The following is a 24,782-nucleotide window of genomic DNA, read 5'->3' as shown; positions in this document are numbered from 1 at the left end:
AATGGCTTTAGACAAAAAGAGTGGTTACCGTAAGAATTTCTCGCTTAGCGTTACTTTCATTTCCCTCATTTCCATATTATTCATCTTATCACTATTCCTGGCATTTAATTACAGTAAGAAATCGATTGAGAATGATTTTGTATCTGAAAAGGTGAATGTGCTGGAACAAAGTATAAAACCTTATAATGATTTTTTTCAGAATAAGATGCCTGAGATTTCTTACTACAATGGATTTCTGGATTCATCCACTGCTGCTAAATTCGTTGATACGATCTTATTAAAATATCCATTCATCTCGAAAGTAACTTTCTATGATACTGAGGTAAAAAATGTACCAGTAAAGGATGGCGTAAACGCCAATCATCTGGGTATTGGTCCGAAAGCCATTTATCAGTTTGGCAAAGGCATTCGCCGCGATTCAGTAAAGCTCTACTCAGCGGAAGATACAAGGTCGTTCAACGTTGGAAGCGATTTTAATTCCATGGCCATTAAGCTGGCCACCTTCGTTGAGTCTCTTGATACTGCATCTGTACCTACTCAGGAAGAACTTTTTACCAATTTTTCTATCGTCAATTCCAATGATAATAAGATTACTTACCTAAATATTCCCAGGGGAGAAGACTTGAGAAGTTATAAGGACATGATCAGGAAGAAGTTAAATCCTGCCCCTGTTTATCAGCAGGACGTATTGGTTTTTAACCTTGATGCCTCAAAAATCAAGATCATTAATACCAGGCCTTTACTTTATCAGAGCATTAAAATCGAGCCGCTAACCTATGATCCTATTGATACATCAGAAGAAAAAATTACCACGGAAATTGCATTGCCAGGTGCTTTTTCAGATTTTAAATTTTATCTGGTATCATCAAAATCGTACATCAAAAAAGAGATATTTATCTATTTTATGCCCATAGCGCTGGTATTGCTGTTGGTATATGGTGTTTTGTTGCTGGTGGCATTTTTAATTTACCGCAATCTGAATATCAATAGTAAAATGTTTAAACTGCAGTATGATTTTGTAAACAACCTGACTCATGAGTTCAAAACACCCGTCAGTGTGATTAAGATAGCTGGTAATAATATCAAGAGCGCAAGTAGCCTTAGCGCAAGGGAACAACAACTTTATGGTAAGATTTTAGATGAAGAGGCAGATAAACTTAATGGCCTGATGAATAAGCTGCTCGCCTTTACTCAAATCGAGAATAAGGCAATAAAGCTGAACCAGGAATCAGTCAATATTGTTGATTTTATCGAAAGTACAATTGAGTCGCATACCTTGAAGCATCCGGATTTTGCAATGACCTATGAGGTTGTGGGCTTTAAAACCTTTATCAGCGATCCTGTGTTATTAGGTAGCTTGTTTGATAACCTGGCAGAAAATGCTTATAAATATTCCAAGCCGGAGAATAAGAAGCTGCACATTTCTGCGAAGCTGATCAAGGGTGTATTGGTTTTTCGTTTTACTGATAAAGGTATAGGAATTGCCTCATCTGAATTGAATAATATTTTCAAGAAGTTTTTCCGGATTCAGAATGAATACAATCAGATGGGGAGTGTTGGCCTGGGTTTGGCATTCTGCAAAGAACTGATTAACTTTATGGAAGGTGAAATCACCGTAAGAAGCAAAGTCGGGGTGGGTACAGAATTTAAAATCGTGCTACCCTATAATAGTTAAAATGAAGAGATATATTAGGGCTTGTTGTTAACATCCTCTCAAATTAAACACACAAATACAAATGTCTAAAGAAGTAAAAATATTAATTGTAGAAGATGATGAGAACCTTCGTTTTCTTGTTGCACACCGCTTAAAAGCTGAGGGATATCATGTACTGGAAGCCAACGATGGTGATGCGGGAGAGCGTATGATCATTGCTGACCAGCCGGATATTGTTTTATTGGATTGGATGATGCCGGGCAAGCAGGGAGCAGAGGTGTGTGAAAACGTGCGAAAGCAAGGTTTTGAAAACCTGGTGATCATGATGACTGCCAAAGCACAGGATGTCGATAAGATCGATGCTTACAACTTTGGGGCTTCAGATTATATTACCAAGCCCTTTAACATGGATGTATTGGTGGCGATGTTGGATAGTAAGGTCAAATTCATCGTAAATAAAGATTCGGCTGAAATTCACCGTTTCGGAAATATGGAGCATCATCCCAACATCCATACTTTATTCAGAGATGGTAAGAAAATTGAGCTTACTATTTTAGAAAACCGTATTCTACTTTACTTCTTACGCAATCCTGGCAAAGTAATTAACCGCGATGAACTGATGTTAGTGGTTTGGGGATACAACTCTGATGTTAATACCCGTACGCTGGACATGCACATTGTACGTTTACGTAAAAAGATTGAATTAAACCCTGATAACCCTCAGTTATTGCAAACTGTAAGGGGTGTGGGATATCGCTTTAATGCGGGGTAATTGAATGATTAGGTGATTGAATGAGTAGAATGATTGTTAGCCTGAGGCTAAAGACGTTCACTCATTCAATTCCTCAAACCCGCTCATTTATTATGCGCGCTTTAGGGTAAATATGGTGATTTCAGGAAGAATGCCTACTCTTCCTGGATAGCCCAAGAAGCCATAGCCAACATTTACATAAAGTTGTTGTTTCTGTTCCTGATATAGGCCAGCCCATTCTTTATAAATATATTGTACCGGGCTCCACTGATATTCTTTTAAACGAACACCAAACTGCATACCATGGGTATGTCCGCTAAACATGGCATCAATCTGTGGATATTTTTGTAATACTTCTCCACGCCAGTGAGAGGGGTCGTGACTAAGCAAAAGTTTTACGGGTAAGTCATCAGTATTTTGTACAGCCAGTTCCATTTTGCCGTATTTTGGAAAACGCCCCATACCCCAGTTCTCGATTCCGAGAATTCCTATTTCTTCTCCGTCAACTTTTAGTCTTCTGTTTTCGTTCATCAGCAAATCGTAACCCATAATTTTGTGAACGTCGACCATATCCTTAAGGTTTTTGACTTTGGCCGGAGAAGATTCTTTTCCAAAATAATAGTCCCCATAATCATGGTTACCTAAAGAAGAATACACACCAAGCGGCGCTTTTACTTTTGAGAAAATATCCTGATAGTCTCTTACTTCGTTAGTCAGATTGTTAACAAGATCTCCTGTAAAAAAGATGAAGTCTGGTTTTTCAGCTAAAAACATTTCTACGCCTCCTTTTACAGCGGTTTTATTGTAAAAACTTCCTGAGTGGATATCAGAAATCTGCCCCATAGTGATGCCGTCAAACGCTTTAGGTAAATTTGGAAGGATTAGGTTTACCTTTCTGATCTGGTAATCATAAGCGCCAGAAATAATTCCCCAACTGAGCGAGGTTAAAGGAACTGCTGCCGCAACTAAACCCGCTTTGACCAAAAATTCTGAACGCGTAATAGGTTCAACTTCACTAACGGGTTGATCTTTTATGACTTCTCTCTTTTTGAAAAGCCTGATGAATAACCTTCGTAAATCATCCAGAACCAGGAAAGGCAACATGGCCATTTTGCAGGCTACCGTTAAAAAGAAGGCAACTAAAATAATAGCCCTAAGTGTTAAAAACAGGTTCAGAAAAATACCTGCGAATACACCAACGATCAATAGAAGACTGTAGCTCCAATAAACAATTGCAAATATCTTTTTTGTAAGTGGTTTCCATTTTTTAAAAACGACAACTATTGCGTTGTAGAAGTAAACATCAAATGCGGTAATGAGGATACAGGCGGCAATAATAAAAGGTAATCTTCCCATTAGATTTTGGTAAATAAAAAGCTTTGATAAATTCCTCCAGAGGAAGAACTTATCAAAGCTAAAAAAAATGTATAATTATGGTTTATCTGAAGTCGTCTTCATCCTCTTCTTCATCAAATTCGGCGTTGAATAAGCTGCCAAACATGTCTGAAAATCCAAATCCACCGTTTAAGAAGTTTTTACTCAACTGAGAATATTCGGCCAGCCCATGCAATACAAATTCCATCAAGAGTAGTGTTTGATTTTCACTTAGCTTAGGGTGAAATTTTTTAACGGTATCATATAAGCCTGGTACCAGCATCAGTGCTTTTTTGTACTGTACATTGGTTAAGCTATCTGTAACATCAACATTATTACCTTCTGTGAACCACTCTGTAATTTCCGTGTAAGGGTTTGCCGTTTTGCTTTTTTTCGCTTTTTCAGGATCCGGGAAATAACGGGCAAAAAGCGTTTTAACAGCCTTACCAATCAGTGTTGTAGCTACATGTGCAGGGCCTTCAAGCTCACCTTCATAAACCAGTTCAATTTTACCGGTGATAGCAGGGATAATACCGGCTAAGTCTGATAAGCGGACAAATGTATTCTTATCGCCCGATATTAACATTCTGCGTTCAGCAGTACTAATTAGATTTTCGTAGGCTGAGATGGTTAGCCTTGCTGAAACACCGGATTTTTGGTCGATATATTCACTTTTACGTGCTTCGAATGCAATTTGCTCTACTAAATCTTTTACCAGGCCATCAGCTTCGATGCTTGCTTTCTGCTCGGCAGTAAGTTTAGCTTCCTGAAAAGTAATTTTGCGGGAGATTTCAATACTTTTTGGATAGTGCGTTAAAATCTGACTTTCAATCCTGTCTTTCAAAGGTGTCACAATACTTCCGCGATTGGTATAGTCTTCAGGGTTTGCGGTAAATACAAACTGAATATCCAGCGGTAAGCGTAATTTGAAACCGCGGATTTGAATGTCTTTTTCCTGTAGCATATTAAAGAGTGCCACCTGAATACGGGCCTGCAAATCAGGCAATTCATTAATTACGAAAATACTACGGTGAGCACGTGGTATTAAACCAAAATGGATAACACGTTCATCGTTATAAGTGAGTTTCAGTGTAGCAGCTTTAATCGGGTCTACATCGCCAATTAAATCAGCAACAGTAACATCAGGTGTAGCCAGTTTTTCTGTATAACGTTCGCTGCGATGTAACCAGGCAATCTCAGTTTCATCACCCTTAGTTGCGATTTCGTTTTTGGCATACCATGAGATTGGATTCAAAGGGTCATCGAATATCTCACTGCCTGCTACGTAAGGCACATATTCGTCGAGCAAATTGACCATTAAGCGGGCTATGCGGGTTTTCGCCTGCCCGCGTAAGCCTAGCAGTAAAATGTTGTGGCGTGAAAGTATCGCTGTTTGGAGTTCTGGAATTACCGTTTCATCATAACCGATAATTCCCTCAAATTGTGTTTTCTTATCACGAAGTATTTTAATCAGATTCTCTCTAAGCTCCTCTTTGACGCTTCTTGATTTATAATCTGTTGCCTTTAACTGGCCTAAAGTTGTATTTTGCATGTATGGGAAATGGTTAAAGAATAAATGTTGGAGCTTAATTTTATTTCACTGTTTTTCTTCTGTTTTTAATGTAATCCTCGAAAATATACTCGCCAAGGCCGTTAAGTGAACTGTAAAAAGCTCTCCCTCCGTTAATCTCAGTAAACTGTCGGACGAACTGTTGGAGATAAGGATCTTTAGCAATCATGAAGGTGGTGATAGGTATTTTGAGTCGCTTACATTGTGCAGCCATATTTAAGGTTTTATTAATGACCTTTCTGTCCAAACCCATACTATTTTTGTAATACTTGCCATTTTCCTTCAAACAGGTTGGTTTCCCATCGGTAATCATAAAAATTTGCTTGTTGTGAGTTTTTCTTCGGCGTAGTAAATCAGTAGCCAGTTCAAGACCTGCAAAAGTGTTAGTATGATACGGACCAACCTGTAGATAAGGCAGGTCTTTTACCGTTATTGGCCATGCATCATTACCAAAAACCACGATATCCAATGTGTCTTTGGGGTACTTTGTTTTAATGAGTTCAGCGAGTGCCATTGCCACTTTTTTCGCTGGTGTAATTCGGTCTTCTCCGTATAAGATCATCGAATGGGAAATGTCAATCATTAAAACGGTAGAGGTAAGGGTTTTAAAATCTTTCTCTTCGACTTCTAAATCCCTGTCGGTTAACGTAAAGTCACCAATGCCATGATTAATCTGAGCATTCTGTATAGATGCCGTCATGTCAATCTGGTCTAAACTATCTCCGAAGTTATATTCGCGCCTGTCGGCATTTTTTTCTTCGCCAATGCCAGATTGATTGCTGTTGTGATTCCCTCTGCCAGATTTTTTAAGCTTTCCAAAAATTTCATCCAGCGCAGATTTGCGAATGGTTTGTTCGGTTTTGGCCGTTATTTTGAACTCACCGGATTGATTGTCTTCAGTCAGGTAACCTTTGTCTTTGAGGTCATCGATGAAATTTCCTATACCATAGTCATTATTGGTTAATTTGTATTGTTTATCGAGTTCATTCAGCCAGCTTAAAGCCTCCGCTGCATCACCTGCTGTATAGTTCAGCAGTTCGCTGAATAATTTCAACAACTCATCAAACCCACCTTTTGGCGTATCGCCAGGCTTATAATCAGAAAAACGAAAACCTCTCATGTAATTGTATTAACGAATAATTAAAGATAAAGGTTTGACAACTGACTAATTTAAGCAGGATGTCATATTTCAACCAAAGCCTAAAGCATAAAATGGTATGTTAAATTATAGAAGCAACCAATGTCAGTTAGCTAGTGCCATGTGGTAAATTTTTTTGTTGTAGTCTGGATTTGCTCCTGCTTGGGAGGCCACAAATGCACCAACTTTGCAGGCATTGTCTAATATGGATTCAATCGGATAGTCTTCTAGGTAACATGCTATAAATGTGGCTAAAAAAGCATCTCCAGCTCCAACTGTATCGGCCACCTGAACTTTATATCCGCCATGACGGAATAATTTCCCATCCTTCAGTACACATGCGCCCTTATCGCCCAGGGTTAGACATATGATTTCGATATTAAACTGAGTGGATAACTGTTTAAGCATTTGTTCTTCATCGTTACCTGTTAATCCAAAGCTATCGCGAACCCAAATAATCTCATCTTCATTGATTTTCAAAATATCGGCTTTCGATAGCAATATTCCTATTAGCTCCTTTTCATAGAAAGGTGCCCGTAAATTAATATCAAATATTTTTATTTTGGCATTATCGAGCAATGAAAATATGGTGTTTCTTGATCTTTCTTCACGGCAGGTTAAACTACAATACACTAATGCATCAGCCTGCTTAACTGCCTGGATGTTTGTGTTATTGAGAGCTATATGATCCCAGGCTACAGGCTGTTTAATGGTATAGGTTGCCTGGTGATTTTCATCCAGTTGAACAACCACAGTACTGGTAGGCAATGTAGAATGTATTTGAACTAATTCCGTACTAAAATGATTACCTTCCAGAAAGTTTAGCAATTCTTTTCCGTTATCATCGTCTCCGACGGCACTGACAAAACTACTTCCGATGCTTTGCTTGTGAAGGTTTAAGGCTACATTCATGCTTGATCCTCCGGCTTTTTTGCCCTCCGGGAAAACATCCCATAGTATCTCGCCAATTGTAATTACTTTATGCTGCATATGATGAAGATTGAAAATGTAAAGAAACAATTTTTATACATGGAACGAAATAATTTGTTTTATATCTTTACAGTAAAACATCAATATTATGAAAAGACTTTTAATTATCGCTTTCCTGCTGGTTTCAATTGGAACTTATGCGCAAACGGCTAAAGACAAACAAGCCATACTGGATGTATTGGAGAAACAGCGTGGAGACTGGAATAAGGGCGATCTTGAAGCTTTTATGCAAGGGTATGTGAAAAGCGACAGCCTGCTTTTTGTTGGTGGTAACGGGCCCACTTATGGATGGCAAAAAACACTGGATAATTACAAAAAAACATATCAAGGTAAAGCTGGGATGGGTTTTTTAACTTTTGGAATTAAAAAGGTTGACTTTTTAAATAAGGATGTTGCTTTTGTATTGGGGAGCTGGCATTTGAAAAGGGAGAAAGATGAACCTAAGGGATATTACACGTTGCTATTCAAAAAGATATCGGGAGAGTGGAAAATTTTTGTAGATCATTCGAGCTAACAATTCCAAGCACCAAATACGGAAAATATACTTTAAGCTGTTTATTCTCCCAGCTTAAAGTTTTTATAATAGTAATCTTTATCTTCCTCTGTAATTGCCCTGATTACCCTGCAAGGATTTCCTGCCGCGAAAACATTATCCGGTACATCTCTGGTAACTACACTTCCTGAACCAATCACTACGTTTGAACCTATTTTGACTCCAGGATTGATCACTACGTTTCCGCCGATCCAGACACTGTTTCCTATTGTAATTTCCTGTGCCCATTCGTGCTCCTGATCACGCAGGTGTGCATGTATAGGGTGACCTGCGGTATATATTGCTACGTTTGGGGCAATGAAAACGCTGTTTCCGATACTTACCTTTGCACAGTCTAGAATAACCAGATTAAAGTTTGCGTAAAAATTGTCGCCGATTTCAATGTTGTAACCGTAATCGCAGCGGAATGGCGGTTCGATGTAGAACATCTTTTCTGTTTTACCAAATAGCCGCTTTAAAAGTTCTTTGCGTTGCTTGATGAATTTTGGTGCCAGGTTATTGAACTCGTAAACAACTTCTCTTGCTTTTAGTCTTTCTTTGGATAGTTCGGCATCGCCAGCCTGGTAGGCCTTTCCGGCAAGCATCTTTTGTTTCTCGCTAAGTATTTCGTTTTCCATAACCCGAAGGTAGAAAAGATTATAAGAATGGCAATGTCTCAGATGTTGTAAAACAAAAAACGGGGCTATCGAAATCCGACTCCCCGCTGAAATTGCTTTCCCCAAAATCCTATAACGGACTTTATTGAAATTTATTTTAAGGTCTTCCTTTTGCGAGAGCTTTCTCTGCAATTTTAACTGCTTTCTTCTCTCTCCAGTGAGCGTACTTTTCTTTGAAAGTCATTTTAATTAAACTATCAATAGCGCCATGTGTGAATAAGCTCCAAACACTGGCCACTTTCCGGCTAATGGATTGGTCCCATGCCCTGAGACTTAACGAGAATGATCCGTCAACATATTTCATCCAGTGCCACATTCCTGTAGGCATGAATAACGTATCACCATGTTCCAGAAAAACCTCATATCCTTCTACGCCGTTCAGCGCAGGGAATTTTTCGAAATCAGGATTGGCAACATCATAATCTTCCAGAGCATAAGTTGCGTTAGGCAGACAATATAATCTGTCTTTCCACTTGTAATCGAAAAGGATGATGTGTTTTCTGCCACCGAAGTGTGTATGGAAAATATGAGGTAAGTCGATGTCGTAATGTAAGAAAGTTACTGAGTTGGATCCTCCAAAGAACATGGCAGGCATGCTTTCAATAAAGCCACCCATTAAATCTTTAGGGATTTTGATATCGTTGATTAAACTAGGGACTTTTTTGAAAAGATTAAAGAAAAATATCCTCAGTTCTGTTGGCTCACGTTTGATCAGGTCTAAATAATCGCCAAACTTCATGTGCGCCGTAGCAGCGTTAATAGGCTTTGACGGATCAGCTTTCGAGTTATCATATAGCGGAACCTCCAACTCTCCACCAACCTCCTTCAAGTATTCGGTGGTCCATTTTTCTCTCGCCGGCCAGTCTTTTGTAAGGCCTCTTATTACCAATGGTTTTTTAGTCTTTAAGTAGTTCTTTTTGAAATCTTCGGGAGTAATATTCTCTACGATATCAACAGGTTTTAAAATGAAGCTCATGCGAATAAATCGGTTATTTGTTGCCAAACAACAAATGTGTAAATTTTATTTTACAAATAATATAACTGCAAAGAAAAGTGACGCAAATTACTTAATCTAACTCTCGCTATTTGTTAACCATTTGTTAATCTAAACCAGCACCTTTCGGCTTACAATTTGGTCATATGCAGCATCCCAAAGGTCGATTCGTTTTTGCAGTGCAAGTTTGGTGGCTTCTTCGGCCTCAAGCCAGAATTGCTCATCTTTTTCGCATAATTTTTCTGTCATCGAAAGCGCTAAGTGGCTATGGTGATCTCCGTCAACTTCAATATGACGTTCAAGGTAATATTTAAATATCGATACTTTTTCAGGCTGGGTGCTATTCAGATCAGTCACCATACTGAAGAACATATTAGGAATTAAATCTTCGCGTCCGAATGTAAAGCTTGCAGCCTGGAGATGTGTTTTTCCGCTATTAATGATTTCGAAAGTGGAGTTGATGAAATTACGTCCCGCCTCTGGAACGTCTGCCAGCTCGAAAGCCATGGCAAAATCGCGGCCATTTTGTAAAGATCGCAAGAAATGGTTAATTGGCGCTATGTTGGCCCCACACTGTACCATGGCATCCAGGTATAACTCAAAATGGCTTTTCACATTTCCATCAGTATCCAGATCACTCTCTTCACCTGCTACAATTTCATTGATCAACTGCCTTGTAACGGCATCGCCCACTGGAAACCAGGGTAGAGTTGTGCAGGTTAAATTAATCTGTAGCGCTTTTAGCAAAGACATGAAATCCCAAACGGCATAAATGTGATGCTCCATAAAAACCTGAAGGTCCTCAAGTTCACTTATGGCGGAATAAACTTTATGGTTAATAATTTGTTGCCTTAAAGGCTCAATGTTTTGCTTAATCCTTACGATGTTGTGATGCATATATTGTTGATTTGTAGCAGGCTAATTATATCAACCGACTTTCCTGTTACTTAGTATTTGAGCGTCAAAATTAAACAGTCAGGACCTGCTAAACATATCTAATTTAAAACTTTAAACACAGCTGACAAATAGCGTTGTTTGTGATTAAAAAAAAAACGTTCCCACAACTGCGGGAACGTTCATTTGAATCATTTGGGACGTGATATGTTTTTCTAAGGATTATCTATGTTTTGGGTAATATACGAACACAGATAATTTATGGTTTTTGAAATAATGAAAATTTTTAAAATCCAAAAACGCTTCCACGGAGTGGAAACGTTTTAAAATATCACAGGTATTATGTTTTTGATTATTTAGGCATTAGAACGGTATCAACAACATGGATAACACCATTTTTTTGATTAACATCGGCAATTGTTACTGTACTCATTCCACCTTTTTCATCTTTTAAAACTAATTTTTTACCTTCCATCCAGGCCCAAAGTTTGCCGCCTTCAACAGTAGTTAGTTCTGCTTTACCACCACCAGCTTTGATTGCTTTTGCAATGGCTTTGCTATCCATTTTACCCGCAACAACGTGGTAAGTTAAGATTTTAGTCAGCATTGCTTTGCTTTCAGGTTTAACCAGCATGTCAACTGTTCCTGCAGGTAGTTTATCAAAAGCTGTGTTAGTAGGTGCAAAAACTGTAAATGGACCTGCACCTTTCAGCGTTTCAACCAAACCTGCTGCTTTAACTGCTGCAACAAGTGTGGTATGGTCTTTTGAGTTTACCGCGTTGTCTACAATATCTTTAGTTGCATACATGGCAGCACCACCTACCATCGGGTTTTTTTGAGCGTAAACTTGGGTTGAAAATGCCATAACAATTACGGCAGATACAGATAGGATTAACTTTTTCATTATTTCTTTTTTAAGTTCTGTTATTTGATTCCATTTACGGAGGTTTACAGTACTACGGTTTCTTAAAAAGAAAAATCATTTATAATTAACTGTATTATAGACTTTTAAAATTTATTTATTTAGAATTGTTTATCCTGTTTAAGCAGAGCTAAATATAGGTTGCCGAATTTAGGTCACCTTTGCTTGTCTTATTTTCTTCGATAATAACTTAGGAAAGAATCGTTTTAACCAAATTGCTTTTGTCTCTTTACCACCAATATAAACCTCTTCTTTCTTTACTTCAACTGCTTTTATTATTTCGGCAGCGCAAAGGTCGACACTCATTCCATTAGCTTGCGCATTGTCCATGAAGCCTTGTTTATTGCCATTTTCAGTTAATGCGTTTACAGAAATATTTGTGTTAATAAAACCTGGACAAACAATGGTAATGGAGATATTTTTATCAAAGACTTCATTTCGCATGGAATCGAAGTACCCATGAAGTGCATGTTTAGATGCCGAATACGCAGAACGAAGTTGGCTGCCAAATTTACCGACCAAACTACTTATAACCACAATTTGTCCGCCACCGTTTTTGATCATTGATGCTGCCACTGCTTTCGTTATGCCTACCGTACCCCAAAAATTGGTATTCATAATTTGCTGCTCTGTTTTAAGATCAGTTTGAAGGGCAAAACTGCGCTGACTAATTCCTCCACTATTAATGAGCAGGTCAATTTTTCCAAATATCCTGATGGCATCTTCTGCCTTTGCTGGCAGCAGGTCAGTTTCAATCAAATCGAAAGGTAGCACATGCACATTAAAGGAGTTCTGGCAATTTCCTTTCACACGAAATAATTCATCCCGGTTTCGTCCGGAGATGATCAGTTTATTTCCGGCTTTAAAATATTTATAAACCAGGGCTTCTCCGATGCCGGACGATGCTCCTGTAATCCAGATGATTTTAGACATACTATTCAGTTATTGAATTTTTGAATGATAACATATTCCTGGTTAATCAATGATGAATAATTCGGATGCGATATGGTCAGCAAAGAGTTTTCCACTATGGCTTAGCCTTATATTATTTTGTGCTGTGACTAACCAATCTTTACCTTCAAAATGGCTTAGATTATGTACAGTTTCTTCCAGAAAGTCTTTTCCAAAATCAGTTTCGATTTTATCAAGGTCGATGCCCCAGATTGTTCTCAGGGATGTCATCACATATTCATTAAAACGGTCGTTTACAGTTAATACTTCGACTATTTCCGGGAGCGTATTTCCGTTAAGATCACTCAGGTATTGGGCATTGTTGGCTGGATTCATATATCTGTTTATGCCGTCAAACCCGTGGGCTGAAGGGCCAATTCCAATATATTCAATACCTTTCCAGTAGTTTGTATTATGCACGGCGCGGGCTTTCGGTTTTGCGAAGTTAGAGATTTCGTAATGCTCAAAGCCTGCTTCGTTTAGTTTCTCCATTAAAATGACAAACTGCTCAGCAGCTTGAGTGTCGTTTACCGGAGTTTGCTTTTTATTTTTGATGGCGTGTGCCAGCGCTGTTCGGGGTTCTACAGTAAGTGCATAAGCCGAAATATGGGGAACCTGAAGGCTGACTCCCTTTGCGATATTGTTCAGCCATTTTTGATCTGTTAACAGAGGATAGCCGTAAATCAGGTCTATGGTTAGGTTCTCAAAACCAGCATCCTGACTTCTCTTAATGCAGTCTTCAGCTTCGGTTGCATTGTGGGCCCTGTTCATCCAGATCAGATCTTCGTTGAAGAAAGACTGAATACCAACACTAAAGCGATTAACAGGCAGGTGCCTGAGTTCCCTGATCTTTTCAAAGGTTAAATCATCAGGATTAGTTTCGATGGTAATCTCGGCATTTGAGTCAACTGAAAAGGTATGGTTAATCGAATCAAATATTTTTTGCAAATGATGTTCAGAAAGGATTGAAGGTGTTCCTCCCCCAAGGTAGATGGAACCAATCTGGTCTGCAATCCGGTCTTTTTTCATCTTAATCTCTTTACATATGGCGTCAACCATTTCATCCGCGTATTTTAATGAGGTACTGAAATGAAAATCGCAATAGTGACAAGCCTTCTTGCAAAAAGGGATATGGATGTAAATGCCAGACATGGATCGGTAATTATATTTAAATGATATTTTTAAATTATCATTTGTTAGTGTAGTTAATATTGAAGTTACAAAGGTAAGTGGAATAAAGACATTGTATCAAAATTTATTCAGTAGTTTTTTTGAGATCAGGATCTGGGTTTAAATACCCCATCCTTGGTCGACACATTTCGTTCTTTCATCGTTACACTTCTTCCACTAGTCGCATTGTTGGCTTAGACAGAGACTTTGGTCTTTAAATTGAACTTGTGGTGTAAACACAAAGAAAATGAAAACAATGATATTCGCTGTTTTATTGGGAGTAGCTTCCATTAGCAGCATGCCATCGAAAGCTCAGGTTAGTTTAAGTATAAATATTGGCCAGCAGCCAGCATGGGGTCCAACCGGTTATGATCATGTTGATTATTACTATTTACCAGACATTGACGCTTATTATTATGTGCCAAGCCGACAATATGTATACGAGGATAATGGTGCATGGGTATGGAGAAACAGCTTGCCGCCAAGATATGCCAACTATGATTTGTACAACGGTTATAAGGTAGTGATGAATTCCCCTAAACCATATTTATCGCATAATAAGCATGTTACACAATATGGTAAGTTTAAAAATTACAAAACTAAACAGCCAATTATTCGCGATAGCAAAGATTCGAGATACACTGGCGGTGGTAACCGAAATACACCCCAAAATAACAGGCCATCAGCAGTTCCGAGGCCAAATCAGGTTTCGAAAGGCAACAATGGCAAAAATGATAACCGTCCTGACAGAAATCAAGGTAAAGGAAATGAGAGGAAAGGAAAACATTAACAGTAATTAACTTTAAAGCAGGCGGCTTTTGGACATGGTTCAAGAGCCGTTTATAATATGCAACCATTTGCAAAAGCCCCTGTTGGAAAAAAATAGATGCTATGTGACTGTTAATCCGGAATCGAATTTCTATTTTGCACCATCAAAATAGATAAGGATGGCTTCAGGTTTTTTTGCAATATTAGATGATATTGCGTCTTTAATGGATGATGTTGCGGTTGCGAGTAAGATCGCTACACGTAAAACAGCAGGTATATTAGGAGATGATTTGGCCGTAAATGCGGAGAAAGCTACAGGTTTTTTAGCATCGAGGGAGTTGCCTGTACTTTGGGCAATTACAAAAGGTTCACTATTAAACAAGTTAATCATTGTTCCTATCGCCCTTTTGCTCAACGCATTTTTTCCAATTGCCATCAAAGTTATCTTAGTTTTGGGAGGCTTTTACCTGGCCTATGAAGGGGTGGAAAAAATTATTGAGTTTTTATTTCACCGGTCAGAGCACGGAAAAAAGCATAATGAAGAGGTTATAGATGAGGGCGCAGATGCTGAGAAGACCAAAGTAAAATCTGCTGTTACTACTGATTTTATCTTGTCTATAGAAATCGTAATTATTGCCTTAGGGACCGTGCTGGACAGAAGCCTTACTTTACAAATAATAACGGTTTCTGTAGTAGCACTATTGGCCACCGTTGGTGTTTATGGTATTGTTGCCCTTATTGTGCGTATGGACGATGCCGGATACAAATTAATTAAGCGTTCCGGTAAAAAAGGTTTCTTGTCTTTTTTAGGGAATTTTCTGATCAAAGCGCTGCCGGTGATTATCAGAATACTAGGAGTGGTAGGTACAATAGCTTTAATTTTAGTGGGAGGAGGAATATTCGTACATAACATTGAATTTTTTCATCATTTTCTTCCTGATTTTCCATCAATTATTAAAGAGTTTGGTGTGGGGCTGGTAGCCGGTTTAGTAGCTGTTCCAATATTTTCAGGTCTGACGAAACTGGTGGCTTTGATCAAACGTTAGATTATTCCTGTATTTGCAGCTATCCTGCAGGCTTCTATTACACTGGTTACATTAAGCTTAGCAAATATATTTTGTCGGTGACGGTTGATGGTATTAATACTTAAGTCTAGTTTTTTTGCAATCTCTTTGCTTCTTTTGCCTATACTAATGAGTTGCATGATTTCTTTTTCCCTTGCCGATAATATTGTGTTGAATCGATTTTCATGTTGATCGATAATATCTCCTGTTTTCGTGTTTAGTATCATCCCCTGTGGAATTACAAAATCGGGATGGTCAGGAATTAAATTATAAAGGCAAAGTGCCAGCCATATGCTGCCATCACTGGCATTTCCAATGTAAAGGAGGCGGTGTTTTAACGCGATATACTGCTCATTTTTATTTTTAATCCTCAGGCGCGTAATCAACTCAAAGTTTACTCTTTCATCAACCGGCATCATATTCAACATTTGAAAAAATTGAAATTCGAGTCGGTATTTTTTTAACAGATCATCGGGGTGGATTTTATTGAGCAGCGCATCTTCCCAGATAGAATTGATTTCTGTTTCACGTTTAAGCAAACCCAGTTCATCAGCAACCGGAGCATAGTAGATATAGCTTTTTCTCGCTTTCATGTCACTTAAAACACTAATGCTATTTTCCATTCTGGCATACATTGCTGCAATCAGCTTTCCGTTGTCAAGCTGTGTCTCCTGATTATGATCGCTTGCAAATGGCTGAGAAAATAGTTTTATGTCGAGCAGGTTTCGCATAGTGGCCAATAATTGTAATGGTTATTTATAACCATTGAATGAAACAGAACAGGTAAATAACTTTGCGAACTTAATTAAACTTCTATCGGAATATATAATGAAAAGAATATTTTTTTGCTTAATCCTGTTGCTTAATCTGAATACATTGAATGCACAGACACTGGAGAAAATGCAGTGGTTTAATGAACCCGCAAAATGGGAAATTAAAAATAACAGCTTAGTGATGCAGGTTACGCCTAACAGTGATTATTGGCGCATTTCACATTACGGATTTACAGTAGATGACGCGCCCTTTTTGTATTCAAATTACGGTGGGGAGTTTGAGGTGAAGGTTAAACTTACTGGTGCCTATAAAGCCCGTTTTGATCAAATGGGGTTAATGATTCGTACTGATCATAAAAACTACATAAAAACTGGTGTTGAGTTTGTTGATGGAAAATTTAATGTAAGTACTGTAGTGACGCATGACAAAAGCGACTGGAGCGTACTTACTTTAGATCAGGTTCCTCCTTTCATTTGGGTTAAAGTGATAAGGCGACTTGATGCAGTTGAGATTTTTTATTCGTTAGATGATAAAACTTATGTGATGACCCGCAATGCTCCTTTGGAGGATAATTCCCCGGTGATGGTGGGACTAATGGCTGCAAGTCCTGATGGAAATGGTTTTGAAGCCACATTTGAAAAATTTAAGATTAAACACCTTCCCGATCAACGGAGGCTGGAATGGCTTAAAGCGCATCAGTAAATCATGCCTCAATTATCGCCTCATATAATTTTTTTAATTGTTAACAGAATGCCTTGCTCATGCTCTTGAGTAAGGCTTTTGTTTGCGCTGAGTTAAACTAATCTGATTTCCCTGTTAGGCACGTTTAGCTGAGTGGAGTATTTTTAGTTTTATCCATTTGATTTGTTAAAGCACTTATCACAGTAAAATATGATATTTGCAGGTAAACTACAAAAAATATGAAGCCCTATCTACAGCTCTTTGATTTATCAAAAAAAGTAAACTATAAAACCGAAGTGCTGGCAGGCCTCACCGTTGCAATGACCATGATTCCTGAATCACTGTCTTTTGCCATTCTTGCAGGTTTTCCACCGCTAACTGGTTTATATGCGGCATTTATCATGGGACTGATTACTGCGGTACTTGGCGGCAGGCCGGGTTTGGTTTCGGGTGGGGCGGGTGCAACAGTGATTGTACTAATCGCATTGATGAAAAGTAATGGGCTGGAATATGTCTTTGCTGCGGTTGCACTAGCGGGTTTGATACAGATACTTGTAGGATTGTTTAAGCTTGGTAAATTTGTCCGATTAGTACCGCAGCCTGTCATGTTTGGTTTTGTAAACGGGTTAGCCGTGATTATCTTCACCTCACAGCTCACCCAATTTAAGTCCATTGTTAATGGAAGTGAGACCTGGATTACTGGAATGCCGCTTTACATCATGCTTGCTCTGGTGGCATTAACAATTACTGTTGTTGTACTTCTTCCTAAAATAACCAAAGCTATTCCTTCTTCATTAGTTGCTATCATCGTGGTTTTTGTATTGGTTTTGATTTTTAATATACCAACTAAGTTGGTTAGAGATATCTCGTCTGTCAGTGGTGGGTTTCCTCCTTTTCACATTCCTCAAGTGCCGCTCACACTTGATATGTTGAAAATCATATTTCCGTATTCACTCATTATGGCAGGTGTAGGATTGACCGAGGGTCTGCTAACGCTGAACTTGGTTGATGAGATTACTGATAGTAAAGGTAATGGTAACCGCGAAAGCATAGCCCAGGGATTGGCTAATTTAACCAATGGTTTTTTTACTGGAATGGGCGGCTGCCCAATGATTGCTCAAACACTTGTCAATCTATCGGCGGGGGCAAGAGCCAGATTGTCTGCAGTTGTAGCCGCTTTAACAATTCTAATTATTATCCTGGTAGGTGCGCCAGTTATTGACAGAGTTCCCATGGCTGCACTTATAGGCGTAATGATGATGGTTGCGATAGGAACATTTGAATGGATGAGCTTTAAGGTAATTAATAAAATGCCAAAGCAAGATATATTCATTGGGGTTTCTGTTGCCCTGATTACAATCTGGTTGCATAATCTTGCACTGGCTGTTTTGATTGGAGTGGTCATTTCTGCCCTGGTATTTGCCTGGGAAAGTGCAAAACAGATCCGGGCTAATAAAAGTGTTGATCAAAGAAGAATGACTATCTATGAAGTTTCCGGGCCTTTGTTTTTCGGTTCTGTCAGTCGTTTCATGGAACTTTTCGATGTGCAGAACGATAGTGCTATAGTTATAGTGGATTTCAAAAATAGTAGAGTCTTTGATATGTCCGGTATCGATGCACTTCACCGGCTAACAGAAAAATACAATAGTTTGAACAAAAAAGTTCATCTCCAATCCTTGAGCTCAGAAAGCCGGCGCCTGATTGGTGATGCTATTGATATTATCAGAGTAAACATAATTGACGATTCATCCGATAAAATTACTTTATAAATCACAGCTGGTATATGTTATTGCTTCATTGTCAAACATTAATGATTTTCGTCAGCATTGCCGGAACTGAGGTTACGATATATCGTAATTCTTTGTATTCGAGCTTCAAAAATGTTTTAAAACGCATTTCAATCGTTTGAAAACCTTGAAATTATGTATCAAAAATTTATTAAATAGTATTCAAATGGTTTTATAATTGTCAAATTGATATTTATAAAATTAATTTATTGAAATTATACTAAAAGTGCTAGCTCGGCAATAAAACGTTTTAGTATTATATATATTTGATTTAACCAAATTAACTAATTATGAGACTAATCACTTACTACAACCTGAGTACTATTCCTTTTGACACAAGTCAGATTTTGCTGTTTCCGAAAAAGTAAATATTAAAAATCATTTTTTTTATTAATTAACGATCCATTTATTATGCGATACTTATGGGTGTGCTGTGGCTTTTTTGCAATGCTTACGTTAAACGTTTTACCATGCAATGCAACAATTGTTAAGCTTTACACAAGTCTGAAAAACAGGCCTTTTATTCGTCAGGATACAACAAAAGTCAGAATTGTATCTGAAAGAGATTCGCTGCGAAAAGACAGTCTGGAAAAGATCAAACAGAGAACGCTTTACAGCAAGTTGGCTGGAACAGTTCAAAAAGATACCAGGGATTTATCACTTTTTCCTGCTATTTCATTACAGCAGAATCTAAAAGGGAACTATGCAGGTTTGTATGTTCAGGAGCCAACGGGAGAGCCCGGAACAATACAAAATATGTTTTTAAGGGGAGCTCCGATGCCATTACTTTCTAAAAAGGATGTGTATTCATCTCAGCCTTTGGTAGTGCTGGATGGTATTCCCCTTGTTGGAGAACATCCGTTTGCATTTGATATACAGCAATATGATTTCAACCGCATCGGTCCGGCGACGAATCTGCTAACAGGAATAGATATCAACAATATTGCCTCAGTAGAGGTTTTGAAAGATTTAGCAAGTACTGCAATCTATGGTCCCAGGGGAGTGAATGGTGTAATCTTGTTGAAGTCTAAAACGCCTGACGGGATGAACAGAAGCATAAGCTTTAACTCCTATATCGGTCTGGTTCAAAAACCTACAGTCAATACCATTAACGGCAAGTATGAAAATGAGTTTCGACAAAGATTTTATGACATTTACACCACTAACGGACGTTACTCAGATGATGAGCAATATCCGGTTTACCTTAGTGACTCACTTAATAATGTCTACAGTGGAAAATCTGATTGGACCGATTTGTACTATAAAAATGCACTTATATATGGTGTCAATTTGGGGCTGACCGGTGGCTCCGATCGTGCAAGTTTCAGGTTTTCACTTGGTAACACCAAAAGTGAAGGTGTAGCGGATGGTACCGGTTTAGACCGCTATAGTGCGATGTTTAACATTAATATGAGGCCGGTAAAATGGTTATTATTTTCTGCGATGATTAACGGGAACAGGCTGAACAGAACGCGTAACCGAAATCTGAGAGATCGTTTTACACAGCTAAATTATTTTCCTGATTTAAGTGCTCCACTAGCCCCAAATAAAGAATATTATGGTAATTACCTGGCGCAATATGATAAAGGATTCGATGATAACAAAACCAATTCTATACAAGGCTATGCCAGACTTTTGGCTACACTGGGTAAGTTTAAGATTTCATCTACTTTCAATGTAGATTATAATGAAGGCTACCGTGATGTATTCTACGCCAGAACGTTATTGCAGGGAACAAGCTATGCATCCAACTATTATGGTTTCAACCAAAGGTTGATGATTGATAACAAGGCTACTTACGATTTGAATGTCAACACCGTTCATGACTTTCATTTTGAGTTGGGTCAATCTACCATGTGGGATCTTTATAAATACAGTAATGCCTATGCTTACAAAGGTGCAAACGACTACATCAAAATTAATTTACTGGATTCAGATCCTAAACTTCCCAACGGGAATGACAATCCAAATTACCTTGTTCCTACTGCCTTTCCAAGGGAGTTAACGTATCGTTTTCTGGATAAAACACAGGATAATCTGGTTTCTTTCTACGGTAAAGTCAACTATTCATATAGTGATAAGTATTTCCTTTCAGGTACGTTGCGCCTGGATGGTTCTTCCAATGCACAGCCCACAACGCGGTGGTTCTATTCACCGGTATTGTCAGCAGCCTGGAACATAAAAAATGAATTACTTAAAGACTTCAAATCTATTGACGACGCTGTTCTTAGAGCAAGTGTTGGTCGTATGGGCCGAACATTTACTTACGATAATTATGCACAAGGTCCGCAATATACCGCAACCGTAGGTTATACAGGCAACCTGACAGTACCAGGGTATAATGCTATTGGAGTATTAACCAGACCATACTCATTCGGATGGGTTGGATATAATGTTCCATGGTCTTATTCTGATCAATTGAATATTGGTTTAGATGTTTCGATGCTCAAGAATAGATTGCATGCATCTTTAGATTTTTATACCAAAGCTGAGAAAAATCAACTTATTAGTATTCCGTCATATGCAGAGTATGGATACAAACAATCTATAGAAAGTGGACTCGATATGACTAATACTGGTTTGGACTTAACGATCAGTGCGTTGGTTATCTCAAATGCTAGGTTCAAATGGAATTCTGCTTTAAATGTAAACCATAATACCAATAAGCTTAATGCGCTACCCAGGGGTTTAAATGAAATTGTAATCGGTAATCGCTTTCTAAAAGTCGGTCAGCCTGTAGATCAATACTGGTTGCTTGAAAACGAAGGTATTTACACTGCTAACAGTCAAGTAGCTGTAGTAAATGGCCAACCATTGAAATACAATGGCCAGGCGTTAAAAGCCGGAGATCCAAGATGGAAGGATCAAAACGGTGATAATATTATAGATGAGAAGGACAAAGTTCTAAAAGGTCACATCATGCCATTGTTATCAGGAGGATTTGATAACTCCTTTAATTATGCCAACTGGACGCTCGGAACAAACCTGTATTTTAATCTGGGAAGAAAAATCATCAACCAGGAGATGGCAAACCGCTTCGATTTTGTGAACCGCGAAGGGAATACCGATTTAAGCTCGGTAAAAGAAATTACTTTTTGGGAAAAGCGCGGGGATTATAGCAAGTATCCTTTGTACAACCCCTGGAGTACTGTAATTCCTTATCGCGTTGATCAGGATCTATTTCTCGAAAATGCCTCCTTTCTAAAGTTAAGGTCTGTTTCACTAGGTTATGATTTAGGTCAGGTTCTTAAAAGAAAAAACATTAAGATCAAGAAAATTTTTGTGTACGGTTCAGTAAACAATGTGTTCACAGTAACCCCTTATACAGGTCAGGATCCTGAACTGGTAAGCTACGACGGGATGGACACCGGTTATGGCCAGCCAATACCGAGAACATATACATTAGGTCTTAAAATGGAATTATAATATGGAAAGAAGTAATACTAATACATCAATGATGAAAAATATACTATACACCATTCTCCTTTCGGTTTTTATAGTCTCAGGATGTAATAAGGCACTGGACGTTGATTCAAGCCGTACAGTGGGAGAAAAAAACATGTGGAATACCGTTGAAGATGCACGTGCTGGAATTATGGGAGTGTATGCACTTACCCGTTCAGCATTATCAGATAATAATGGACATTGGATTTATGGAGATGTTAGGCCTGGTGAATTTGCAAGTCCTAAAAGGCAGGACCTAAAAGCGGTTATCAGTAACAATTTAAATGCCTCTTATCCCGTAGTTGAATCGCTATCAGATTGGACCAGGTTTTACGCTATTGTAAACGGAGCAAATGTTCTGATGGAAAATGTAGCTCATGTAAGGGCTAATGATAAGCGTTATTCAGATAATAACATGACGGTTGATCTTGCTCAGGCAAGATTTTTAAGGGCATTTGCCTATTTCTATATGGTTCGTATCTGGGGTGATGTGCCGTTTGTAATTTCTTCCGGAGAAACTGGATTCGAAAATAAGCCAAGAGAAAGCCAGGCAAAAATTCTGGCCTGGGTAGAGTCTGAAATCCTTAGGGCTGCTGCAGATTTACCTTTTATCTACAGTGGCGGAGATGTTCAGCAACCTAGTAATTACTACAATGAAGACAGCAACCGTTGGGGAGGTGCCCTGGCGACAAAGGTCACGGCATATGCTGTTTTGGCGCATGTTGCTGCCTGGAAAGCTGACTATTCGAACGTATCAAAATATGCCAAATTTGTTGAAGATAACTACGGTAGGTCGCAAGGCGGATATACCTCTGTAACCGATCTGAGCAACTCTAATGGGTTTTTCTACAATAAAAATACCCGTCAGATGTTTGGATTCAATTCCGATTATGGTCACGTTGATGGTTCGGCAACCGGGCACATCGAGGAGCTAACGTTAGCAGAGCCAATCCTTACTAAAACAGTGCCGGACATTTATTTGCCAAAAGATTCTATCTTAAAATATTTTAATCTCGCAAAGGATGAAAGGTTTGCCATTGATACACTAGGTCAATCCAAATTTGATAGATATTTTACCAATCTGAATGGCAAGTATCCAATCTTCAGTAAGATTAAAGTGATTCAGGGTGGTGGCACAGATCCGAATTTCCGATACTTTACAAGTGCCCTTATTTTCACAAGGTTAGAAGACATCGTTCTACTGCGCGCCGAAGCTTTATCAGTATTGGGCGATCAGATTGGTGCCCTGGCTGAGTTGAATAATGTTGTGACACGTAGAATTACCAGTGGTACCGACTCACCTTATAGCACAACCGACGATTTGATTAAAGTGATCTTTGAAGAAAGACATCGGGAATTATTAGGCGAGGGGCAAAGGTGGTATGACCTGATCAGATTAAACAAGATCAGACAAAATGATTCCAGATTTATGGCGCTCATTAATTCCGGAGGTATATATTGGCCAATTTCCCGCAAGCTGATATCTCAAAATAATTTGTTAACTCAGAATCCTTACTGGCGCTAAACAATACATATATGAAGAATTTTATGAAATATGTGGGAGCAGCTGCAATGTTGTTGATGCTCACCTTAATTTATTCAGCTTGTAAAAAGAATGGCGGCTTTTACGATGCAGAAGAATCTACAGCACCATTTACCGGAAACACTTATGAATACCTGAAAAGCAAGCCTGGTGTTTATGATTCTCTACTTGTTGCAATTGATCGGATGGGTTTGCAGAAAACCTTAACTGATAGTAACGTTACTTTATTCGCGGTAACCAATCCAAGTTTTCAACTGGCTTTTAGAAACCTCAACACCCTCAGGAAACAATCAGATAAAGATCCGTTGTTTCTCTCGAATATCGATGGGGTACAACTTGATACTATGGTTTCTTACTACATCATCAGAGGAAAAAAACCTACAGATTCACTTAAACTTCAGGATGGATTAAACCTAACCAGTGTTAAAGTTGGCTATCCGATGCATGCTAAATCCATCAGGGCATCAGCAAGCGGACTGGTTGGCGCCGGACCAGAAGTAATTGAATTTAGTAACACTAAAAGAAGTCAGTTCATCAGAAACTGGGCAACCAGTACTACAGCATCCAATAACATCAAAACCAAAAATGGGATTGTGCATGTCATTAGTCCTGATCATACGTTTGGTTTCGATGGGTTTGTAACCCGGTTAACATTTGTTCCGCCACCACCAAACTTAATGGTTACCATCGGTGGTACATTGACTACAAACCGTGAAAACGGCGGAGGGATTACCGCTGGAGAAAGCTCAAGGAAAGTGATTGACGGCGACGATCATACCAAGTTTCTTTGTGATTTGCAAGGTTTTTTAACGATGACCTATAAGCTTAAAACAGCTGATGTATCATCTGTATATACTTTGATTTCAGCGAATGATGCAAATGAACGTGATCCCAAAGCATGGACTTATGAAGCTTCAAATGACGGCGTTAACTGGACTGAATTGCATCGGGTAAGCAATTTCTTTTTTGAGGAACGCTATCAACAAAAGGTATTTAGATGTACTAACACTACGCCATACTTATACTACCGTATAAACATTACCGAGTTAAGAAATGGCAGCGTATTCCAATTGGCAGAATGGACCATTAACAAAACGAAATAGA

21 protein-coding genes are annotated in these 24,782 nt (G+C 38.6%); 10 read left to right on the top strand and 11 right to left on the bottom strand.

The features are described from left to right. Position 1: 1 nt before the first annotated feature. Both AC570I_RS12070 and AC570I_RS12065 read left to right on the top strand, forming a co-directional pair. Positions 2 to 1,675, top strand: a complete 1,674-nt coding sequence (locus tag AC570I_RS12070) for a sensor histidine kinase (protein WP_497405624.1) — start codon at positions 2 to 4, stop codon at positions 1,673 to 1,675. 61 nt (positions 1,676 to 1,736) lie between these two features. Then, positions 1,737 to 2,426 carry a response regulator transcription factor gene (locus tag AC570I_RS12065; protein WP_497405623.1) on the top strand — a complete coding sequence of 230 codons (690 nt, stop codon included), beginning with the start codon at positions 1,737 to 1,739 and terminating at the stop codon, positions 2,424 to 2,426. A gap of 90 nt (positions 2,427 to 2,516) precedes the next feature. On the opposite strand, the gene AC570I_RS12060 is transcribed toward AC570I_RS12065, so the two are convergent. From AC570I_RS12060 to AC570I_RS12045, 4 genes are all read right to left on the bottom strand, one after another. Next, complete coding sequence (locus AC570I_RS12060) at positions 2,517 to 3,761, bottom strand: metallophosphoesterase (RefSeq protein WP_497405622.1); 1,245 nt, start codon at positions 3,759 to 3,761, stop codon at positions 2,517 to 2,519. A gap of 82 nt (positions 3,762 to 3,843) precedes the next feature. Next, complete coding sequence (locus AC570I_RS12055; RefSeq protein WP_497405621.1) at positions 3,844 to 5,331, bottom strand: magnesium chelatase; 1,488 nt, start codon at positions 5,329 to 5,331, stop codon at positions 3,844 to 3,846. 40 nt (positions 5,332 to 5,371) lie between these two features. Further along, the gene (locus tag AC570I_RS12050; protein ID WP_047798931.1) at positions 5,372 to 6,469 is read right to left on the bottom strand and encodes a vWA domain-containing protein; all 1,098 of its coding nucleotides are present in this window, start codon (positions 6,467 to 6,469) and stop codon (positions 5,372 to 5,374) included. Positions 6,470 to 6,592: 123 nt separating this feature from the next. Further along, positions 6,593 to 7,477 carry a carbohydrate kinase family protein gene (locus AC570I_RS12045; protein WP_497405620.1) on the bottom strand — a complete coding sequence of 295 codons (885 nt, stop codon included), beginning with the start codon at positions 7,475 to 7,477 and terminating at the stop codon, positions 6,593 to 6,595. Between the two features lie 88 nt (positions 7,478 to 7,565). Between AC570I_RS12045 and AC570I_RS12040 the strand changes: the two genes are divergently transcribed. Continuing rightward, the gene (locus tag AC570I_RS12040) at positions 7,566 to 7,991 is read left to right on the top strand and encodes a YybH family protein (protein ID WP_497405619.1); all 426 of its coding nucleotides are present in this window, start codon (positions 7,566 to 7,568) and stop codon (positions 7,989 to 7,991) included. A gap of 41 nt (positions 7,992 to 8,032) precedes the next feature. Here AC570I_RS12040 and AC570I_RS12035 read toward each other — a convergent pair whose 3' ends face one another. From AC570I_RS12035 to hemW, 6 genes are all read right to left on the bottom strand, one after another. Continuing rightward, a complete protein-coding gene (locus tag AC570I_RS12035) occupies positions 8,033 to 8,647 on the bottom strand; it encodes a sugar O-acetyltransferase (protein WP_231582653.1) in 615 nt (204 codons plus the stop codon). Positions 8,648 to 8,783: 136 nt separating this feature from the next. Continuing rightward, the gene (locus tag AC570I_RS12030; protein WP_047798928.1) at positions 8,784 to 9,662 is read right to left on the bottom strand and encodes a cupin-like domain-containing protein; all 879 of its coding nucleotides are present in this window, start codon (positions 9,660 to 9,662) and stop codon (positions 8,784 to 8,786) included. Between the two features lie 129 nt (positions 9,663 to 9,791). Then, complete coding sequence (locus tag AC570I_RS12025; RefSeq protein WP_497405618.1) at positions 9,792 to 10,577, bottom strand: DUF3050 domain-containing protein; 786 nt, start codon at positions 10,575 to 10,577, stop codon at positions 9,792 to 9,794. A 349-nt stretch (positions 10,578 to 10,926) separates the two neighbouring features. Next, positions 10,927 to 11,478 (bottom strand): fasciclin domain-containing protein, encoded by a 552-nt coding sequence (locus tag AC570I_RS12020; RefSeq protein WP_497405617.1) that lies wholly within the window; start codon positions 11,476 to 11,478, stop codon positions 10,927 to 10,929. A 168-nt stretch (positions 11,479 to 11,646) separates the two neighbouring features. After that, positions 11,647 to 12,429 carry an SDR family NAD(P)-dependent oxidoreductase gene (locus tag AC570I_RS12015; protein WP_497405616.1) on the bottom strand — a complete coding sequence of 261 codons (783 nt, stop codon included), beginning with the start codon at positions 12,427 to 12,429 and terminating at the stop codon, positions 11,647 to 11,649. Between the two features lie 42 nt (positions 12,430 to 12,471). Then, positions 12,472 to 13,599, bottom strand: a complete 1,128-nt coding sequence (hemW, locus tag AC570I_RS12010) for a radical SAM family heme chaperone HemW (RefSeq protein ID WP_497405615.1) — start codon at positions 13,597 to 13,599, stop codon at positions 12,472 to 12,474. Positions 13,600 to 13,864: 265 nt separating this feature from the next. Here hemW and AC570I_RS12005 point away from each other — a divergent pair, with 265 nt between their 5' ends. Beyond that, entirely contained in the window at positions 13,865 to 14,407 is a 543-nt protein-coding gene (locus AC570I_RS12005; protein ID WP_497405614.1) for a hypothetical protein, read from the top strand. A 157-nt stretch (positions 14,408 to 14,564) separates the two neighbouring features. Continuing rightward, positions 14,565 to 15,431, top strand: coding sequence for a DUF808 domain-containing protein (locus AC570I_RS12000; RefSeq protein WP_497405613.1), 867 nt, complete (start codon positions 14,565 to 14,567; stop codon positions 15,429 to 15,431). On the opposite strand, the gene AC570I_RS11995 is transcribed toward AC570I_RS12000, so the two are convergent. Next, positions 15,428 to 16,180: a response regulator transcription factor gene (locus AC570I_RS11995; protein ID WP_497405612.1), complete on the bottom strand. Its 753-nt coding sequence runs from the start codon at positions 16,178 to 16,180 to the stop codon at positions 15,428 to 15,430. The genes AC570I_RS12000 and AC570I_RS11995 overlap by 4 nt on opposite strands. 97 nt (positions 16,181 to 16,277) lie before the next feature. On the opposite strand from AC570I_RS11995, the gene AC570I_RS11990 reads away from it, so the two are divergent. The 5 genes from AC570I_RS11990 (at position 16,278) to AC570I_RS11970 (ending at position 24,781) form a co-directional block, all read left to right on the top strand. Beyond that, entirely contained in the window at positions 16,278 to 16,925 is a 648-nt protein-coding gene (locus AC570I_RS11990; RefSeq protein WP_497405611.1) for a DUF1349 domain-containing protein, read from the top strand. A gap of 218 nt (positions 16,926 to 17,143) precedes the next feature. Then, positions 17,144 to 18,673, top strand: coding sequence for a SulP family inorganic anion transporter (locus tag AC570I_RS11985; protein ID WP_497405610.1), 1,530 nt, complete (start codon positions 17,144 to 17,146; stop codon positions 18,671 to 18,673). A gap of 429 nt (positions 18,674 to 19,102) precedes the next feature. After that, entirely contained in the window at positions 19,103 to 22,117 is a 3,015-nt protein-coding gene (locus AC570I_RS11980; protein WP_497405609.1) for a SusC/RagA family TonB-linked outer membrane protein, read from the top strand. Between the two features lies 1 nt (position 22,118). After that, positions 22,119 to 23,660 (top strand): RagB/SusD family nutrient uptake outer membrane protein, encoded by a 1,542-nt coding sequence (locus AC570I_RS11975; RefSeq protein WP_497405608.1) that lies wholly within the window; start codon positions 22,119 to 22,121, stop codon positions 23,658 to 23,660. Positions 23,661 to 23,671: 11 nt separating this feature from the next. Beyond that, positions 23,672 to 24,781, top strand: a complete 1,110-nt coding sequence (locus AC570I_RS11970; protein ID WP_231582651.1) for a fasciclin domain-containing protein — start codon at positions 23,672 to 23,674, stop codon at positions 24,779 to 24,781. Position 24,782 lies beyond the last annotated feature (1 nt).

This window comes from Pedobacter sp. A2324 (assembly GCF_059693705.1).
Note: the sequence above shows the minus strand (reverse complement) of the source record. Positions and strands in the feature narration are given on the sequence as shown.

Excerpts from the sequence above, each read along its gene's own strand:
- AC570I_RS12070 (WP_497405624.1), top strand. The coding sequence starts at position 2 with ATGGCTTTAGACAAAAAGAGTGGTTACCGTAAGAATTTCTCGCTTAGC.
- AC570I_RS12065 (WP_497405623.1), top strand. The coding sequence starts at position 1,737 with ATGTCTAAAGAAGTAAAAATATTAATTGTAGAAGATGATGAGAACCTT.
- AC570I_RS12060 (WP_497405622.1), bottom strand. The coding sequence starts at position 3,761 with ATGGGAAGATTACCTTTTATTATTGCCGCCTGTATCCTCATTACCGCA.
- AC570I_RS12055 (WP_497405621.1), bottom strand. The coding sequence starts at position 5,331 with ATGCAAAATACAACTTTAGGCCAGTTAAAGGCAACAGATTATAAATCA.
- AC570I_RS12050 (WP_047798931.1), bottom strand. The coding sequence starts at position 6,469 with ATGAGAGGTTTTCGTTTTTCTGATTATAAGCCTGGCGATACGCCAAAA.
- AC570I_RS12045 (WP_497405620.1), bottom strand. The coding sequence starts at position 7,477 with ATGCAGCATAAAGTAATTACAATTGGCGAGATACTATGGGATGTTTTC.
- AC570I_RS12040 (WP_497405619.1), top strand. The coding sequence starts at position 7,566 with ATGAAAAGACTTTTAATTATCGCTTTCCTGCTGGTTTCAATTGGAACT.
- AC570I_RS12035 (WP_231582653.1), bottom strand. The coding sequence starts at position 8,647 with ATGGAAAACGAAATACTTAGCGAGAAACAAAAGATGCTTGCCGGAAAG.
- AC570I_RS12030 (WP_047798928.1), bottom strand. The coding sequence starts at position 9,662 with ATGAGCTTCATTTTAAAACCTGTTGATATCGTAGAGAATATTACTCCC.
- AC570I_RS12025 (WP_497405618.1), bottom strand. The coding sequence starts at position 10,577 with ATGCATCACAACATCGTAAGGATTAAGCAAAACATTGAGCCTTTAAGG.
- AC570I_RS12020 (WP_497405617.1), bottom strand. The coding sequence starts at position 11,478 with ATGAAAAAGTTAATCCTATCTGTATCTGCCGTAATTGTTATGGCATTT.
- AC570I_RS12015 (WP_497405616.1), bottom strand. The coding sequence starts at position 12,429 with ATGTCTAAAATCATCTGGATTACAGGAGCATCGTCCGGCATCGGAGAA.
- hemW (WP_497405615.1), bottom strand. The coding sequence starts at position 13,599 with ATGTCTGGCATTTACATCCATATCCCTTTTTGCAAGAAGGCTTGTCAC.
- AC570I_RS12005 (WP_497405614.1), top strand. The coding sequence starts at position 13,865 with ATGAAAACAATGATATTCGCTGTTTTATTGGGAGTAGCTTCCATTAGC.
- AC570I_RS12000 (WP_497405613.1), top strand. The coding sequence starts at position 14,565 with ATGGCTTCAGGTTTTTTTGCAATATTAGATGATATTGCGTCTTTAATG.
- AC570I_RS11995 (WP_497405612.1), bottom strand. The coding sequence starts at position 16,180 with ATGCGAAACCTGCTCGACATAAAACTATTTTCTCAGCCATTTGCAAGC.
- AC570I_RS11990 (WP_497405611.1), top strand. The coding sequence starts at position 16,278 with ATGAAAAGAATATTTTTTTGCTTAATCCTGTTGCTTAATCTGAATACA.
- AC570I_RS11985 (WP_497405610.1), top strand. The coding sequence starts at position 17,144 with ATGAAGCCCTATCTACAGCTCTTTGATTTATCAAAAAAAGTAAACTAT.
- AC570I_RS11980 (WP_497405609.1), top strand. The coding sequence starts at position 19,103 with ATGCGATACTTATGGGTGTGCTGTGGCTTTTTTGCAATGCTTACGTTA.
- AC570I_RS11975 (WP_497405608.1), top strand. The coding sequence starts at position 22,119 with ATGGAAAGAAGTAATACTAATACATCAATGATGAAAAATATACTATAC.
- AC570I_RS11970 (WP_231582651.1), top strand. The coding sequence starts at position 23,672 with ATGAAGAATTTTATGAAATATGTGGGAGCAGCTGCAATGTTGTTGATG.